The sequence below is a fragment of the Anaerolineales bacterium genome (assembly GCA_019637805.1).
In the GTDB taxonomy this organism is placed as follows: domain Bacteria; phylum Chloroflexota; class Anaerolineae; order Anaerolineales; family UBA11579; genus JAMCZK01.
Window position 1 is genome coordinate 650,474 of sequence record JAHBVB010000001.1, and the last position, 15,736, is coordinate 666,209.

The following is a 15,736-nucleotide window of genomic DNA, read 5'->3' on the forward strand; positions in this document are numbered from 1 at the left end:
CTGCGCAGTTCAGCAGAGATGAAGGGTTGGACGCCGGCAAGGCCGGGCGGATGACAAGACTTGGAAATTTTATCATGTCATCCATCTCTATCGGAAAAATATTCTTTCAGACGGGTTAACATCTTGTAATGGCCACCAAAGACAAAAATGTGCTGATCACCGGCGCTTCGACCGGCATTGGAGAGGCCACGGCGCTGTACCTGGCGGAACGCGGCTGGCAGGTGTTTGCCGGTGTGCGCAAAGCCGCGGATGCCAAGCGGCTGGAAGAAATGCACCCCAGCATCTCCCCCGTGACGGTGGATGTGACCAAGCCGGCACAGATCAAGGCGGCGGTCAAGACGATTCAAAAGCAGACCGGCCGGGCCGGCCTGCAAGGCTTAGTGAACAATGCCGGGGTGGCCATGACCGGGCCGCTGGAATTCCTACCCATCGAGGAACTGCGCAGCCAGTTCGAGGTCAACTTCCTCGGCCAGGTGGCGGTGACGCAGGCCTTTTTGCCGTTGCTGCGCAAAGGCAAGGGCCGGGTGGTCAACATGAGCTCGATCAGCGGGAAAGTGACCAGCCCTTTCCTGGTGCCGTATTCCTCTTCCAAACATGCCTTGGAGGCGTTTAGCGACGGGTTACGCCGCGAGCTGCGTCCCTGGAAACTGCATGTGGCCAGCATCCTGCCTGGGCCGGTGGCCACGCCGATCTGGGACAAGTCGCTGGACCAGGCCGCCGAGGCCAGCGCCCGGCTGCCCAAGCAAGCCGAGGCGCTGTACGGTGCGGCGATGCGCAGCCGGCTGAAACAGGCCGCGCAGCTGGGCATGCACGGCGTGCCGCCGGAGGCCGTGGCTCGAGATGTGCTGCACGCCCTGAGGGCGACGCGGCCGCGCACGCGCTACGCGCCGGGGCGATTGATCGCCCTGGCAATCTTCGCGCTGCGTTTTGCGCCGGACCGGCTGCTGGACTGGCTGCTGACACGACGCAGCCGAAGCTAGGCGCCGCCGTATAATTCTGTATGCCTATCCTGCGCGCCGGCGCCTTTGAGATCTTCAGCAATTCCCCGGAGCAAACGCGCCGCTTGGGCATGCAGCTAGGCAGCCGGCTGCAGGCGGGCGACTTGGTTTGCCTGGAAGGCGACCTGGGCAGCGGAAAGACCACGCTGACCCAGGGTGTGACCGCCGGCTGGGGTTCGGCCGAGGCAGTCACCAGCCCAACATTTGTGCTGGTGAACGTATACACCCGGCCCGATGGGCAGCAACTGGCGCATTTGGACGCCTACCGGCTGAACTCCGCCGAAGATGCCCAAGCGCTGGACCTGGACGATCTACTGGCCAAGGGGCCGATGCTGGTGGAATGGCCGGGGCGCATTGAGCCGGCCCTGCCGGCCGAGCGGCTGTGGATCAAACTGTTCTGGATCGACGAGGACCGCCGCCGGCTGGAGATCTCGCCGCAGGGTGAGCGCTACCAGGCGATAGCCTCCAGCCTGCGCGATAGCGTATTTGGATTGTGATGACTCTGATCGCCATTGACACCTCCACACAGACCAGCGGTCTGGCGTTATACGATGGGCTGCAAGTGCTGGCTGAGCACAGCTGGCACGGCGGCCAGCACCACAGCGTAAACCTGGCCCCGGCCATCGACAAGCTGTTGGCCTCAGTACATTTGCGCGCGGCCGACCTGCAAGTGGTGGCGGTGGCGATCGGCCCGGGGTCGTACACCGGGCTGCGCATCGGCCTGGCGCTGGCCAAAGGGCTGGCCTTTGCCCACAAGCTGGATCTGCTGGCGGTGCCCACCCTGGATATTTTGGCGGCTGGGCAGCCGCCCAGCGAACTGCCGCTGGCGGCGGTGCTGCAAGCCGGCCGCGGCCGTCTGGCGGTGGGGCGTTACCTATATAAGGAAGGCTGGCAGCCGCAAGGCGAACCCCAGTTGATGACCGCTGAGGAACTGACCGAAAGCATTGCCAGCCCCACGCTAGTCAGCGGCGAGCTGAGCGAAGACGAGCGCCGCACCCTGGGGCGCAAGTACAAGAATGCCGTGCTGCAGACGCCTGCCTGGGGGCTGCGCCGCCCGGCGGTGCTGGCGGAACTGGCCTGGAACCGCTGGCAGGCCGGCGAGCGCACTGCCCCACAGGGGTTGGCGCCGCACTATTTGCAAGCCAGCAGTGCGGTACCGCAATGAGCGCAGGCGGGCTGACCCTGCGGCGCATGGTCGCCGCTGATCTAGAGGCCGTCTTGACCATGGAACAAGACAGCTACCCCCGGCCCTGGACCCAGGGGAGTTTTGATTTTGAACTGAACGACAACCCGGCAGCCCTGCTGTGGGCCGCCGAGGCCGAAGGTGGCCAGATCGCCGGGTACTGCGTGGCCTGGCGCCTGCAGGATGAACTGCACATCGCCAACTTCACCGTGGCGCCCGCCCGGCGCCGGCAGGGGGTCGGCCGCCGTCTGCTGGCCCACGCCCTGGCCGAAGCGGCCGGGTTGGGACTGCACAGCGCCTTTTTAGAAGTGCGCAGCGGCAACCTGGCGGCGCAAAGCATGTACCAGCAGTTTGGCTTCCGGCAAGTCGGCTTACGGCCGCGCTTTTACAGCAATGGTGAGGACGCAGTTTTGATGGAGCTGGCCCAGTTGCCGCAAAGCGCACAGGCGGATCAACCCACATGATAGAATCCGCTGCCGATTTATTTTTAGAACTTAGACTCCCAAGAAGTGACTGGCCAAGCCAGCCCTCCGTCTTGTAACCTTGAGGCAGAATGAGCAAAACTCGTACCGAACTGGAAGCTAAACTCGCCAACCGCAGCGCCAAGATGGCTGTGCTGGGCTTGGGCTATGTGGGCCTGCCGCTGGCCGCCGTCTTCGCCGAAGCCGGCTTTGAAGTGCTGGGCATCGACCCCGATGAGCGCAAGATCAAAGCCATCGCCGCGGGCGAGTCCTACATTGGCGACATCGAGAGTGAGCAGGTGGCCAGGTTGGTCCAGGCGGGCAAGCTGCGCGCCACCACCGACTTTGGCGAGCTGGCTGATATCGACCTGGTCAGCATTTGTGTGCCCACGCCGCTGCGCAAGACCGGCGATCCGGACCTGGCCTTCATCGTTTCGGCTACCGAGAAGCTGGCCGAGCAACTGCACCCCGGCATGGTCATCGTCCTCGAATCAACCACCTACCCCGGCACCACGCGCGAGCTGGTGTTGGACCTGCTGACCAAGAACAACGATCTCAAGGTCGGTGAAGACTTCTTCCTGGCCTTCTCGCCGGAGCGGGTGGATCCCGGCCGCACGGACTGGACCACGGTCAATATGCCCAAGGTCATCGGCGGCATCACCGCGGCCTGCAGCGAAGTGGCCGCCGCTTGGTACTCGCAGGCGCTGGAAACCGTGATCCCGGTCAGCTCGACCGAGGTGGCCGAGATGGCCAAGCTGCTGGAGAACACCTTCCGCATGGTCAACATCGGCCTGGTGAACGAGCTGGCCTTGATGTGCAACCGTCTGGGCGTGGACGTATGGGAGGTCATCGACGCGGCGGCCACCAAGCCATTCGGCTTTATGAAGTTCACTCCCGGCCCCGGCCTGGGGGGGCATTGCATCCCGATCGATCCGTTGTATCTTTCCTGGAAAATGAAGTCCCTCAACTACACGGCGCGCTTCATTGAACTGGCCTCTGAGATCAACACCAACATGCCGCGTCACGTAGTCACCCGGGCTCTGGAAGCGCTGAACGACCAGGGCAAGGCCCTCAACGGCAGCAAGGTGCTGGTGCTGGGCGCAGCTTACAAACCAGACATTGACGACATGCGTGAATCGCCGGCATTGGATGTGATCGCCTTGCTGCGCGAAAAGAAGGCCGATGTGAGCTACCATGACCCGCATGTGCCGCACATTCAACACGATGACTGGGACATGGACTCGGTGGATGATTATCTGAAGGCCGCCAAGCAAGCCGACGCGGTAGTGATCATCACCAACCACGCCGCCTACGATTATGCTGAGCTGCTCAAACAAGCCAAGCTGATCGTGGACACGCGCAATGCGTTGGGTTCGGCTTCCAAGAGCAACCCGAAAGTGGTGCGGCTGTAGTGGGGCGCTACCTGATCACGGGAGCCGCCGGCTTCATCGGCGGGCGGGTGGCAGAACTGCTGATGGCTGAAGGCCACAGCATCGTGGGCATCGACAATATGAACGATTCCTACGACGTACGTATGAAAGAGCACCGCCTGGAGAAGCTGCAGGCCGATACGAAGTTCAGCTTTCACCGACTGGACATTTCTGACCGCAAGGTCATCGATCACATCCCGGACGAACGGATTGATGCAGTCATTAACCTGGCGGCCCGGGCCGGGGTGCGCGACAGCGTGCTGGACCCGTGGATCTACGTCGACTCGAACATGACCGGCACGCTGAACATGCTGGAGCTGTGCCGCCAGCGCAACGTGCCCAAGTTCGTGCTGGCCTCAACCTCCAGCATCTACGGGGCTGAGGCACCGCTGCCCACCCCAGAGAGCGCCGAGAGCAACCGCCCTCTGCAACCGTACGCCGCCAGCAAGAAGGGCGCTGAAACTCTGGCGCACTCGTATCACTTCCTGCACGACATCGACGTCACCGTGGTGGTCTATTTCACCGTGTATGGGCCATCGGGGCGGCCGAATATGTCCATGTTCCGCTTCGTGCAGGCCATCAGCGAGGGCAGGCCCATCCAAGTGTTTGGCGATGGCGAGCAGACGCGTGGCTTCACCTATATCGATGATATTGCCCGCGGCACGATCCTGGCCCTGAAACCAGTAGGCTACGAAGTCATAAACCTGGGCGGGCACGAGTCGATCAGCATCAATGCCCTGATCCACCTGATCGAAGAGGCTCTGGGCAAAAAAGCCATTATTGAATACAAGCCGATGGATCCGGCCGACATGCTGGCGAGCTGGGCGGATGTGAGCAAAGCGATGAAGACGCTGGACTGGCAGCCGCAAGTCGGCATTCGTGAAGGGGTGCAGCATCTGGTGGATTGGTACCTGGTCGAGCGTGAGTGGGCCAAGGATATTCACATCGGCTGAGCCCCGCCCCATCCTTATGTTCAAGCTGCCGCTGGACCGCCTCGAAAAACTCTATCTGCGCATCTTCGACTCAGAATTTCTGCGGCGCATCATCCGCAACTCCAGCTATCTGGTCAGCGCCACGGTCATCTCGGCCGGGATCGGCATGCTGCAGGGGGCATTGCAGTTTCGCGCTCTGGAGAATGTAGGCCTGGGGGTGGCCGGTATCGGCCTGCTGGGTGCGGTAGCGACTTTCTCCAACGTGATCAACCGCTTCACCTCCTTTCGGATTGACGAACTGGTCGTCAAGTACGTGCGGCTGTATCAGGAGCGCGGCGAACCCAAAATGGCCGCGGCGGTGTACAAGCTGGCCGCCATCCTCGAAGCAGGCGGCTCGATGGTGGCTTTTGCGCTGATCGCCTTATTGGCCCCGCTGGGGGTGCAGCTGTTCTCGGACATCCCCGGGATGGAGAGCATCTTCATCGCCTACGGCAGTCTGGTGCTGATCAATTTGTTCTACGACAGCTCGGACGGCATGCTGCAGGTCTTCAACCGCTTCGACGCCAAGTCAGTGATCGATGTGTGCCAGAGCGTGCTGCGCCTGGTGCTAACCGTGGTGGTTTATTTCACCGGCGGCGGCTTGTACGAGATCATCCTCGCCGAGCTGGGCGGGCGCCTGCTGCGCTCGCTGGCGGTGATGCTGCTGGCCTTCCGCATCGCGGCCAAGGAATGGGGCCGCGACTGGTGGCGCACGCCGATCGCCACTCTGCAGAGCGACCGGCGCAGCCTGCTGGCCTTCGCCTTCAGCACCAACCTGAGCGCCACGGTCAGCCTGGTGGCCAAAGACAGCGAAGATCTGTGGGTCAACGCTTTCCTGGGCAACCTGGCCGGCGGCTTGTACAGCCTGGCGCGCACATTGATCGGCTTCTTGCAAATCCCGGTCAGCCCGCTGCCCTACACCACCTACCCCGAGCTCTCACGGGCTGTGGCGCAGAACAACTGGGCCGCGGTGCGCAAAGTGCTGGGCCGTGGCTCGGCGCTGGCGGCCCTGTATTCGCTACCGGTGGCCCTTTTGCTGATCTTCTTTGGGCGTGAACTGATCCTGCTGTATTCAGGCAACCCCGAATCTCTGCCTGCCTATGCGCCGCTGATCATCCTGGTAGCCGGCTACAGCTTTGCCAACATCTTCTATTGGAGCCGGGCGGCCTTGCTGGCCTTCAACCGGCCGATCTACCCGACCCTGGTCAACCTGGCCGGCATGGTGCTCAAGGTGATCGGCGTATTCTTGTTCTCCTCGGGCGGCGCGGTGGCCTTTGCCGCGCTGCTCTCCGGATATTACATCTTCACCGTCTCGCTTTCGGTGTTGCGCATCCTCTCAGACCTGCGCGCCCACCCCAACACGGCCCCGGCATGAAAATCGCCCTGGTCGCCCCGGGGGCCATCCCGGCCCAAACGGCCAACAGCATCCAAGTGATGAAAATGGCCCAGGCCCTGGCGGCCGAGGGTCATGATTTGCGCATTTTGGCCCCCGGCGCGGCGTCCCAGCTGCCCTGGGCGCAGCTGGCCGCCCAATACGGCTTGGAGCGCCGGCTGGAGATCAGTTGGCTGCCGGCGCGGGCGGCCCTGCGGCGCTATGACTACGCTTGGGCAGCCTGGCGCACCGCCAAAGCCTGGCGCACCGACCTGCTCTACACACGTGTGCCGCAGGCCGCGGCGCTCTCTGCCGCCTTGGGCCTGCCGACGATCTTCGAACTGCATGATATGCCCAGCGGCAGGATGGGGCCGCTGTTCCTGCGCGTATTTTTGCGGAGCCGCGGCGCTCGGCGACTGGTGGTCAACACCCGCCACTTGGCGCAGCAGCTGCAGGCCGCCTACCGCCTGCCCGCTGGCGACTTCCTGACCCTGGCGCCCAACGGTGTGGATCTGGCGCGTTACCAAAACCTACCCACAGCGGCGGCGGCCCGCGCCCAGCTGGGCCTGGCCGAGGGTTTCACCGTCGGCTACAGCGGCCATTTATACACCGGCCGCGGCATCGGCTTCCTGCTGGAGTTGGCCCGCCAATTGCCGGAAATGCGTTTTTTGCTGGTGGGTGGCCGGCCGGAAGACGTGGCGGCCCGCCGCCAGCAGGCTGGCGAACAGCAAAATGTGCACTTCACTGGCTTTGTGCCCAATGCGGAACTGCCGCTGTACCAGGCCGCCTGCGATGTGCTGACCATGCCTTACGGCCAGCAGGTAACTGCCTCCGGCGGGCAGGACATCGCTGCCTTTACCAATCCGCTCAAGATGTTCGAGTACCTGGCAGCGGGGCGGCCGCTGCTAGCCAGTGACTTGCCGATTTTGCAGGAAGTGCTGAACGAGCAAAACGCGGTCTTGCTGCCCAGCGGCGACCTGGCTGCCTGGCAGGCCGCTTTGCGCAGCCTGCAGGCAGACCCGTCGCGCCGGGCGGCCCTGGCCGCGGCCGGGCAGGCCACGGCCAGCAGCTACAGTTGGGCGGCCCGCGCCCGGCGCGTGCTGCAGGGGCCCGCGCCGTCAGCTACGATATAATTCCTCTTTCACACTATAGAAGAGGAAACAACCGAATGCCCACTGCCCTTATCACCGGTATCACCGGACAAGACGGTTCCTATCTGGCCGAATTTCTGCTGGCTAAAGGCTACAAAGTGGTTGGCATGGCGCGCCGATCCAGCACGGTAACCTTCGAACGCATCCAACACATCCAAAACGAGATCAGCATTGAGCAGGGCGACTTGCACGACCAAAGCTCCCTGGTGGATGTGATGGAGCGCTACGAGCCAGACGAGATCTACAACTTGGCGGCGCAGTCTTTCGTGCCCACCTCCTGGAACCAGCCGGTGCTCACCGGCGAGGTGACCGCCCTGGGCGTCACCCGCATCCTCGAGGCGATGCGCCAGGTACTCCCCAAGGCGCGCTTCTACCAGGCCTCGTCCAGCGAAATGTTCGGCAAAGTGCTCGAGGTGCCCCAGAAGGAGACCACGCCCTTCTACCCGCGCAGCCCTTACGGCGTGGCCAAGGTGTATGGACACTGGATCACAGTGAATTTCCGCGAATCACACAACTTGTTTGCCGTCTCCGGCATCTTGTTCAACCATGAGAGCCCGCGCCGCGGCCTGGAGTTCGTGACCCGCAAGGTGTCTGACGCAGCGGCGCGCATCAAGCTGGGCCTGGCGGACAAGCTGCCGATGGGCAACTTGGAAGCGCAGCGTGACTGGGGTTTTGCCGGCGACTATGTGGAAGCCATGTGGCTGATGCTGCAAGAGAACCAGCCGGATGACTATGTCATCGGCACCGGCAAAACCTACAGCGTGCGCCGCCTGTGCGAAGTGGCTTTTGAACATGTCGGCTTGGATTACCTGGAATACGTGGTCGAAGACCCGCGTTTCTACCGTCCGGCCGAGGTGGACTTGCTGATCTCCGACCCTAGCAAAGCCAAGGAAAAGCTGGGTTGGCAGCCCAAAGTCGACTTTGAAAGCCTGGTCAAGATGATGGTGGACGCCGACCTTGAGCGCGTGAGCGCACAAGCCGCCAAATAACCTTCGGCGGCGGGCAATCCCGCCGCGGGCCGCCGAGAACAATTATGTACTGGTACCGAGACGGAAGCTCCCTTAGCCTGCTACCCTGGTTAGCGACCATGTTGCTGGTGTGGCTGGCCGGTTGGCTATTAGCCAGCCACACTTTTCGCCTGCAATCTCGCGAACGAGTCATCGCGGGTCTCGCACTAGGCCTTACGCTGTACGTCTGGCTGGTGAACTTGTTTGGCCGCTGGTTGGCGCCAGACCTGGCCTTCACTCTGCCAGCGTTACTCTTGCTGGTTTTGGCCGTTCTGGCGGCCTGGCGCAGCGGTACCGGTTGGCTGGACTCGGCCGACCTGCGCATTTGGCCCTGGCTGGTGGCAGGGTTTGCCTTGTTCTACGTCTTCATGTTGTGGAGCAAGGGCTTGACCCTGTTTGATGAGCACAAGAACCTCTCACTGATCTCGATCATTGGCAACGGCAATATCCCACCAGAATATCTGCCCGGATACCCGCTTAGGTTGATTTACCACTACGGATTTCACTTCATCGGAGGCAGCCTGATGCGCCTGGGCGGCCTGCTGCCCTGGAGCGCCTTTGACGTCTCCAAGGCGCTTCTGTTTGCCATGACCTTGCTGCTGGCCGGCCTGCTGGGCCGCCGCTATGCAGGCCGGGCCTGGGGCGGCTGGGCTGCTGCCGGCCTGGTGGCCTTGGCGGCGGGCACGCGCTACCTGCTGTTGTTGCTGCCGCCGGGCCTGCTGCTGCAAATGGACAGAGTCGTGCAGTTGCAGGGCACCAGCGCCTTGATCGATCGCCCTTTCTCTGAAGCGCTCTTCTCCCCCTGGCTGGTGGACGGCGGGCCGCCGATGCCCTATATCTTCGCGTTTTTGAACGGCATTATGGACCCGTTGGTGATGGCCCACCAAGGGCCTAACACCTATTCCGTGCTGATCTTTCTGCTGGTTTGGCTGCTGGCGCTGCGCTTAAAAAACCGCTGGGGCGCAGCCTGCCTGGCGATCATCCTGGCCATGTGGGCGCTGGTGTGGGAAGCCACTTATGCGCTTTTTATCCTGGGACTGTTCACCTTCGTGGGCCTGGCCCTCCTGCGCGAGCGCAAGCTAAATCTGCCTCAACTGCGTCCAGTGCTGGGCGCCGCGCTGATCTCCGGCCTGTTGGTGTTGGTGCAGGGCGGCACGATCACCGAACTGGTGCGAGAGATGATCTTCGGGTACGAAGGCGGCGGGCTATTGCAAAGCCTGGGTCTGGGCATCTCCAGCATGCTCCCGGTGGCCAACACAGCCAACGCGGTCAGTTTCTTGGGTTTCAGCCTGCGCTGGCCGCTGGCCATCGTTTCTTCGCACCTGGGGCCGTTGAGTCTTTTTTCGCCGCATCAGCTGATCGTGGCTTTCTTTGAACTAGGTCCGGTGATCTTATTCACGCCCTGGATCACGCAGTGGGCCTGGCGTCGCGCCAAGGCCGGTGACTGGCTGCTGGGCGTGCTGGCCTGCGCTGCCTGGCTGGGCTTCATCATCCCCGTTTTTTTCCAGTACCAGTCCGACCGCGATATTTCACGCCTGACTTGGCAGGCGATGCTGACTTGGACCCTGCTCCTGTCTTTCGTCATCGCCGATCGCAACTTTCGCTGGCCCCGCTGGCTGCGCCAAGCGGGCGTGGTCGCCCTGCTGCTGACCGGCTTTAGTGGGTTGATCATCGCCGGCACGCAATTCTCCGCCGCCAGCACAACCCGACTGGGTGAGAACTTCAACGAGCTGGACGCGGCCATCTCCGCCCAGCTGTGGGGCAAGCTACCCGCTGAAGCCAAAGTACTGGCCCCCGTTGGCAGCGCCACCATCCTCAGTGGCCACCTCTCCGGCGCGTTAATCGGTGAGCCTGACCCCGGCAACGAATGGCATCAGCTCTTCCCTGCCCCGCGGCTGGCCGACCTGTTGCAATATGGCTATAACTTCTATTATTTAGACAGCCGCGGATGGGAGAGACTCGACTCGGCGTTGCGCGCCGCATCCGGTTTTGAGGCCGCTTGTGTGACTACTTTTGCCGAGGTTTGGGACAATGCCCACATTAACTATCGCCGCATGCTAGACTTGCGGGCCTGCACAGACTAACCATGCCAATCAGCAAAACCAAACCCAAAACAGTGCGCACAACCACAAAGCGCCTGACGGTGACCATTGTGGTGCCGGTATATAACGAAGTGGACAGCGTGCCCGAACTGCACCGCCAGATCAGCGCGGCCATGAACGGCAGCCAATATGACTGGGAAGTGGTCTTCGTGGACGATGGCAGCTCCGACGGCAGCTTGCAAGCGCTGGAAGTGGTGGCGGCCAAAGACCGCAAGCACGCCCGCGTCATCGCGCTGCGGCGCAACTTCGGCCAAACCGCCGCGCTGTCTGCCGGCATTGACCATTCCGTAGGCGAGATCATCGTTTTGATGGACGGCGATCTGCAGAATGACCCGGCCGACATTCCGCTGCTGCTGGAAGAGATCCGCAAGGGCTATGACCTGGCCAGTGGCTGGCGCAAATTCCGCAAGGACAACTTCATTACGCGCACTTTCCCTTCGCGCATCGCCAACTGGATCATCTCGCGCGTGACCGGCGTGTACCTGCACGATTATGGCTGCACGCTGAAAGCCTACCGGCGTGAAGTGCTGACCGGCTTCCGCCTCTATGGCGAAATGCACCGCTTTATTCCCGCCTATGCCGGCCAGGTGGGCGCCAGCATCACCGAAGTGCCGGTCAACCATTACCCGCGCATGCACGGCACCAGCAAATATGGCCTGGAGCGCACCGTCAAGGTCATTTTGGATCTGTTCACCGTCAAGTTCATGGGCGGTTTCGTCAACAAGCCGATCTACCTTTTTGGCGGGGTCGGCATGGGCTTTATGGGCCTGGGTGGCTTGGGCCTGATCTTCCTCTTCGTCCGCCGCATGTTGTATGGCACTGGCACGGTCGATTCGCCTGTCTTTCTGCTCAGCGCCCTGTTGGGCGTACTCGGCGTGCAGTCCATCTTGATGGGCCTCCTGGCTGAGATGTCTGTGCGCACTTATCACGAATCGCAATCCAAGCCGATTTACACGGTGCGTTACAGCATCGGGGTTAAGGGTGACAAGCAAAGCTAAGCGCCCCGCCTGGCTTTCCGCGGGTTCACTCTTACGGGGCGCAGGGTCGATCATCACCCTGGGCCTTGTGGTTTACCTGATCAGCCAGCAAGGCTGGCAAGAAATTACCGAAGCGGTGGCCCGCATTGAGTTGTGGCGCTTCCTGCTGGCGGTGGCGCTGACGGTCGTCTCCCGGTTGGCGGTGGCGCGCCGCTGGCATATTTTGCTGCGCTCCGGGGGCGTGGACATCAGCTGGCGCACCAGCTTGCGCATTACCTTTGCCGGCCTGTTCGCCAACAATTTTCTACCCAGCACCATCGGCGGAGATGTGGCCCGCCTGGCTGGCGCCCTGCAGCAGGGCTACGATGCAGCCGTATCGGCTGCTTCGCTGGTGGCCGACCGGCTGGTGGGCCTGGCGGGGTTCGTCTTCACCCTGCCGATCGGCCTGCGCATCCTGGCGGCGGCCAACCTGACCACCGCAGGAGCCCTGCCGCTGGCGGGCCTGGCCGCCGGGGAAAGCTGGCTGGGGCGCATGACCCAGCGTGTGCGCAAGATCTGGCAGCGGCTGATCAAGACCATTGGCCTGTGGCTGAGCCAGCCGCGTGCTTTGCTTGAGGCACTGGCCTTTACATTTGTGCACATGCTCTGCCTGTTCCTCACGCTGTATATCTTGTTGGATGGCATGCACGACCCGCTGGATTTCTGGACCGTGGCTGGCTTGCAAAGCCTGGTGTATGTGGTCACCCTGATCCCGATCAGCATCAGCGGCTGGGGCCTGCAGGAATTTTCGATCAGCTACGCATTCAGCGCACTGGCTGGGGTGGCCCCAGCCAACAGCCTGGTGCTGGCCCTGCTACTGCGCACGCTGTACGTATTGGTCAGCCTCCCCGGCGCCCTGGCGCTCTCCGATGTGCTGCCCGGCATGGCCAAAGCCCAGCCGCTTTTGACCAAACTGGACGGCTAAATGGCAGCCTGGCCTCATTTTGAAAAACCCAACCCCCTGAGTGCTTTGCGGGTGCTGCTGTGGCTCAGCGTGGTCCTGGCAGCCGCCGCGCTCAGCCAATTTAGCGATCAGATCATCGCCGAAGAGCTGTTCTTCACCTCGGCGCGTTTCCGTTCGGCCCTGTATGCCGGCTACGGCCTGCTGGCGGTGCTGGCGCTGCTGGCCAGCGCCGCGCTGACCCCGCTGGGAACCCGCCTGCTGGCCGGGCTGCAGCGCCTGCAAAGCAGGCTGCAGGCGTTAGGCCCCGCGGCCCTGGCGCTGTTTGCTGGCGTAGCCGTCGCCATGCCGCTGATCGCCTTCGGCTTTTATGGTCGCTTTGTGACCGGCGGCTATACGCGCTTGCTGCTGTTCTGGACGCTGGCGGCAGTGGGCGCCGCACTGTTGGCCGCTTGGCGCAGGAGCAGTTGGCTCTCCAACCTGGCGGGCAGCCTGCTGGTGATCGCCAGCGTCTACCTGACGGGCACCTTCCTGGTCATGGTGCAAAGCTATCCCTTCTCGCTGGAGTGGTCGGAGATCAGCCGCTACTACCAGGCTTCCATGTTCTTCGACCAGGCCCTGTACGGCATCAATCTGCCTTGGCCGGTGACGCACCCCAGCCGCTACATGCTGCAGTCGCTGCCTTTCCTGCTCCCCGGTTCTGCCTTGTGGCTGCATCGTCTCTGGCAGGCTGTCCTGTGGGTTGGCATGCCGCTGCTGACCGCTTGGCTGCTGGCGCGCCGCTTGCAGACCCCGGCAGGCTATGCGCGCCTCTTGTTCGTCCTGTGGGGCTTCTTGTTCCTGATGCAGGGCGCCGTGTTTTACCATCTGCTGCCCTGCGTATTCCTGGTGCTGATCGGTTTTGACAGCAAGCGCCTCGGGCGCACTTTGCTATTTGTGGCCCTGGCTTCGATCTGGGCCGGCCTCAGCCGCATCAACTGGGTGCCGCTGCCCGGGGCGCTGGCCGCCCTGCTGTATTTCATTGAAGTGCGCCCTAAAGCACAAGCCCTAAGCCCGGACTATCTCTGGCGGCCGGCGCTGTTCACCGTGGGCGGCAGCTTGGCCGGCCTGGGTGCCTACGCCTTCTATATCCTCAACTCGGGCAACCCGCCGGAGCATTTCGGCTCATCGTTCACATCGGCATTGCTGTGGGCGCGCCTGTGGCCCAATGCCGCTTTCCCGCCCGGCATTTTGCCTGGGATCGTGCTGGTCTCGCTGCCGCTGTTGGCCCTGCTGGCGCTGCGGCTGCGCCAACCCGGGAGTGGGCTGGGCCAATGGCGCTGGCTGGGCGTGGCGGCCTTGCTGCTGATCTTCTTCGCCGGCGGCCTGGTGGTCAGTGTCAAGATCGGCGGGGGCACCAACCTGCACAACATGGACGCCTACATGGTGCTGCTGCTGACCCTGGCCTATGCCCTGGCCGTGGGCCGGTACGCGCCGCAGGCCGCCGGCAAGCTGGCCGCTCTGTCCGTACCGGTTGGGCTGCAGGCCGCTCTGCTGCTCATCCCGATCGGCTTCGCCATCTTCAGCGGCGGACCGTTAAAGATGGCCCCGGAACAGGAGACGGCACAGTTGCTGCAGCAGATCCAAACCGAGGCCGACAAAGCCCTGGCCAACGGCTCGCAGGTCTTGTTCATCTCCCAGCGCCATCTGGTCACCTTCGGCCTGGTGGAAGGCGTGCCGCTCTATCCGGACTACGAAAAGCTGTTTCTGATGGAAATGGCGATTTCCCACAACGAAGACTACCTGGCTCGTTTCGCCAAACTGGTCGATGAGCACCGATTTGGCTTGATCGTGACTGATCCGCTGTATGACCGCTTGGTGGACGAAAACCAGGATCCGCTGGCCGCCGAGAACAACGCCTGGGTGGAGGCGATCACCCGCACCATCTTGTGCGCTTATGAGCCGGTGGCGACCTCCAACAATCCTTCGGTGCAGTTGTTGGTGCCGCATTTCCCCAAATGCGATGATCGCTAAATGCATATTCTGATCCTCAATAGCGAATACCCGCCGATCGGGGCCGGGGCCGGAAACGCCAGCGCCCAATTGGCGCGCCAGTTCGCGGCGCGCGGCCACCAGGTCAGCGTGTTAACGGCGCGCTATGGCGACCTGCCGCGCGACGAAACGCTGGAAGGCGTGCGCATCATCCGCCTGCCCAGTCTGCGCCGCCGCCAAGATCGCTCTACGGCCCTGGAGCAAGCCATTTTCATCCTCTCGGCCTGCTTGTGGGGCTTGTCCTGGGCGCGGCAGCTGAAGCCGGACGTAACTCTGGCCTTCTTCGGCGCGCCCAGCGGCGTGGCCGCCTGGCTGTGGAACCATCTGCTGGGGTTGCCCTATATTGTCAGCCTGCGCGGTGGCGATGTGCCCGGCTTTCGGCCCTACGACTTCGGCCGCCAGCACCGCCTGCTGGGGCCGCTGCTGCGCCGCGTTTGGCGGCGGGCGGCGGCGGTGGTGGCCAACAGCCAAGGCCTGCGCCAATTGGCGCAGGCCTTTGACCCAGCGCGCGAGATCGAAATCATCCCCAACGGCGTGGACCTGGCCGCCTTTCCGGCCGGGAGGCGCACCTGGCAGCCTTTGCGCATGCTCTTCGTGGGCCGGGTGGTTTACCAGAAAGGGCTGGACCTGCTGCTGGACGCCCTGGCGGATTTTGGCGAGCCGGGTTGGAGGCTGACCATCGGCGGGGACGGGCCGCGGCTGGAAAGCCTGCGAGAGCAGGCCGCCGCACTGGGCCTGGCCGAACGGGTAGAATTTTGCGGTTGGCTGGACCGCCGGCAGTTGGCCGAAAGGCTGGCGGCGGCCAACCTGTTCGTACACCCTTCCCGCCATGAAGGCATGCCCAATGCTGTGCTGGAAGCGATGGCCAGCGGCCTGCCGGTGCTGGCCAGCCGGATTGCCGGCAACGAAGAGCTGATCACCCCGGACTGTGGAGTGCTTGTGCCCAGCGAAGATCCGCTTGCCTTGAAAAACGCCCTGTACGCCCTGGCAGATGCCCACCTGCGCCAGGGTATGGGCGCGGCCGCCCGCCAGCGCGTCCAGCAGCACTACACCTGGCCGGCTGTGGCCGAAGCCTACTTGCAGCTGCTGCAGGCCGCCCAGAGGGCTGACTGA

General features: G+C 63.1%; 14 protein-coding genes. All 14 read left to right on the plus strand.

Annotated features, from left to right (window positions below; translation table 11 throughout):
- Positions 1-128 precede the first annotated feature (128 nt).
- On the plus strand, positions 129-980 hold the full coding sequence (locus KF885_03160; GenBank protein MBX3048150.1) for an SDR family oxidoreductase: 852 nt from the start codon (positions 129-131) through the stop codon (positions 978-980).
- Positions 981-1,000: 20 nt separating this feature from the next.
- Positions 1,001-1,495, plus strand: a complete 495-nt coding sequence (tsaE, locus tag KF885_03165) for a tRNA (adenosine(37)-N6)-threonylcarbamoyltransferase complex ATPase subunit type 1 TsaE (GenBank protein MBX3048151.1) — start codon at positions 1,001-1,003, stop codon at positions 1,493-1,495.
- Complete coding sequence (gene tsaB, locus KF885_03170; protein MBX3048152.1) at positions 1,492-2,163, plus strand: tRNA (adenosine(37)-N6)-threonylcarbamoyltransferase complex dimerization subunit type 1 TsaB; 672 nt, start codon at positions 1,492-1,494, stop codon at positions 2,161-2,163. Before tsaE ends, tsaB begins: the two co-directional genes overlap by 4 nt.
- Positions 2,160-2,645: a ribosomal protein S18-alanine N-acetyltransferase gene (gene rimI, locus KF885_03175; protein ID MBX3048153.1), complete on the plus strand. Its 486-nt coding sequence runs from the start codon at positions 2,160-2,162 to the stop codon at positions 2,643-2,645. Before tsaB ends, rimI begins: the two co-directional genes overlap by 4 nt.
- An 89-nt stretch (positions 2,646-2,734) precedes the next feature.
- A complete protein-coding gene (locus KF885_03180; GenBank protein MBX3048154.1) occupies positions 2,735-4,054 on the plus strand; it encodes a nucleotide sugar dehydrogenase in 1,320 nt (439 codons plus the stop codon).
- Positions 4,054-5,025, plus strand: coding sequence for a GDP-mannose 4,6-dehydratase (locus KF885_03185; protein MBX3048155.1), 972 nt, complete (start codon positions 4,054-4,056; stop codon positions 5,023-5,025). Before KF885_03180 ends, KF885_03185 begins: the two co-directional genes overlap by 1 nt.
- A 16-nt stretch (positions 5,026-5,041) precedes the next feature.
- Entirely contained in the window at positions 5,042-6,418 is a 1,377-nt protein-coding gene (locus tag KF885_03190) for an oligosaccharide flippase family protein (protein MBX3048156.1), read from the plus strand.
- Positions 6,415-7,548 (plus strand): glycosyltransferase, encoded by a 1,134-nt coding sequence (locus tag KF885_03195; protein MBX3048157.1) that lies wholly within the window; start codon positions 6,415-6,417, stop codon positions 7,546-7,548. Before KF885_03190 ends, KF885_03195 begins: the two co-directional genes overlap by 4 nt.
- 35 nt (positions 7,549-7,583) lie before the next feature.
- Positions 7,584-8,555, plus strand: coding sequence for a GDP-mannose 4,6-dehydratase (gene gmd / locus KF885_03200; protein ID MBX3048158.1), 972 nt, complete (start codon positions 7,584-7,586; stop codon positions 8,553-8,555).
- A 98-nt stretch (positions 8,556-8,653) separates the two neighbouring features.
- On the plus strand, positions 8,654-10,657 hold the full coding sequence (locus tag KF885_03205; protein ID MBX3048159.1) for a hypothetical protein: 2,004 nt from the start codon (positions 8,654-8,656) through the stop codon (positions 10,655-10,657).
- A gap of 2 nt (positions 10,658-10,659) precedes the next feature.
- Positions 10,660-11,673: a glycosyltransferase family 2 protein gene (locus KF885_03210; GenBank protein ID MBX3048160.1), complete on the plus strand. Its 1,014-nt coding sequence runs from the start codon at positions 10,660-10,662 to the stop codon at positions 11,671-11,673.
- A complete protein-coding gene (locus tag KF885_03215) occupies positions 11,657-12,616 on the plus strand; it encodes a flippase-like domain-containing protein (protein ID MBX3048161.1) in 960 nt (319 codons plus the stop codon). The genes KF885_03210 and KF885_03215 overlap by 17 nt, the downstream gene beginning before the upstream one ends.
- The gene (locus tag KF885_03220) at positions 12,617-14,605 is read left to right on the plus strand and encodes a hypothetical protein (protein MBX3048162.1); all 1,989 of its coding nucleotides are present in this window, start codon (positions 12,617-12,619) and stop codon (positions 14,603-14,605) included. It abuts the gene before it with no gap.
- Positions 14,606-15,736: a glycosyltransferase family 4 protein gene (locus KF885_03225; protein ID MBX3048163.1), complete on the plus strand. Its 1,131-nt coding sequence runs from the start codon at positions 14,606-14,608 to the stop codon at positions 15,734-15,736.

What these genes read in the sequence shown, in the direction of transcription:
- KF885_03225 (MBX3048163.1), top strand. Translation starts at nt 14,606, where the DNA reads ATGCATATTCTGATCCTCAATAGCGAATACCCGCCGATCGGGGCCGGG.
- KF885_03160 (MBX3048150.1), top strand. Translation starts at nt 129, where the DNA reads ATGGCCACCAAAGACAAAAATGTGCTGATCACCGGCGCTTCGACCGGC.
- KF885_03190 (MBX3048156.1), top strand. Translation starts at nt 5,042, where the DNA reads ATGTTCAAGCTGCCGCTGGACCGCCTCGAAAAACTCTATCTGCGCATC.
- tsaE (MBX3048151.1), top strand. Translation starts at nt 1,001, where the DNA reads ATGCCTATCCTGCGCGCCGGCGCCTTTGAGATCTTCAGCAATTCCCCG.
- KF885_03210 (MBX3048160.1), top strand. Translation starts at nt 10,660, where the DNA reads ATGCCAATCAGCAAAACCAAACCCAAAACAGTGCGCACAACCACAAAG.
- rimI (MBX3048153.1), top strand. Translation starts at nt 2,160, where the DNA reads ATGAGCGCAGGCGGGCTGACCCTGCGGCGCATGGTCGCCGCTGATCTA.
- KF885_03195 (MBX3048157.1), top strand. Translation starts at nt 6,415, where the DNA reads ATGAAAATCGCCCTGGTCGCCCCGGGGGCCATCCCGGCCCAAACGGCC.
- gmd (MBX3048158.1), top strand. Translation starts at nt 7,584, where the DNA reads ATGCCCACTGCCCTTATCACCGGTATCACCGGACAAGACGGTTCCTAT.
- KF885_03180 (MBX3048154.1), top strand. Translation starts at nt 2,735, where the DNA reads ATGAGCAAAACTCGTACCGAACTGGAAGCTAAACTCGCCAACCGCAGC.
- KF885_03220 (MBX3048162.1), top strand. Translation starts at nt 12,617, where the DNA reads ATGGCAGCCTGGCCTCATTTTGAAAAACCCAACCCCCTGAGTGCTTTG.
- KF885_03205 (MBX3048159.1), top strand. Translation starts at nt 8,654, where the DNA reads ATGTTGCTGGTGTGGCTGGCCGGTTGGCTATTAGCCAGCCACACTTTT.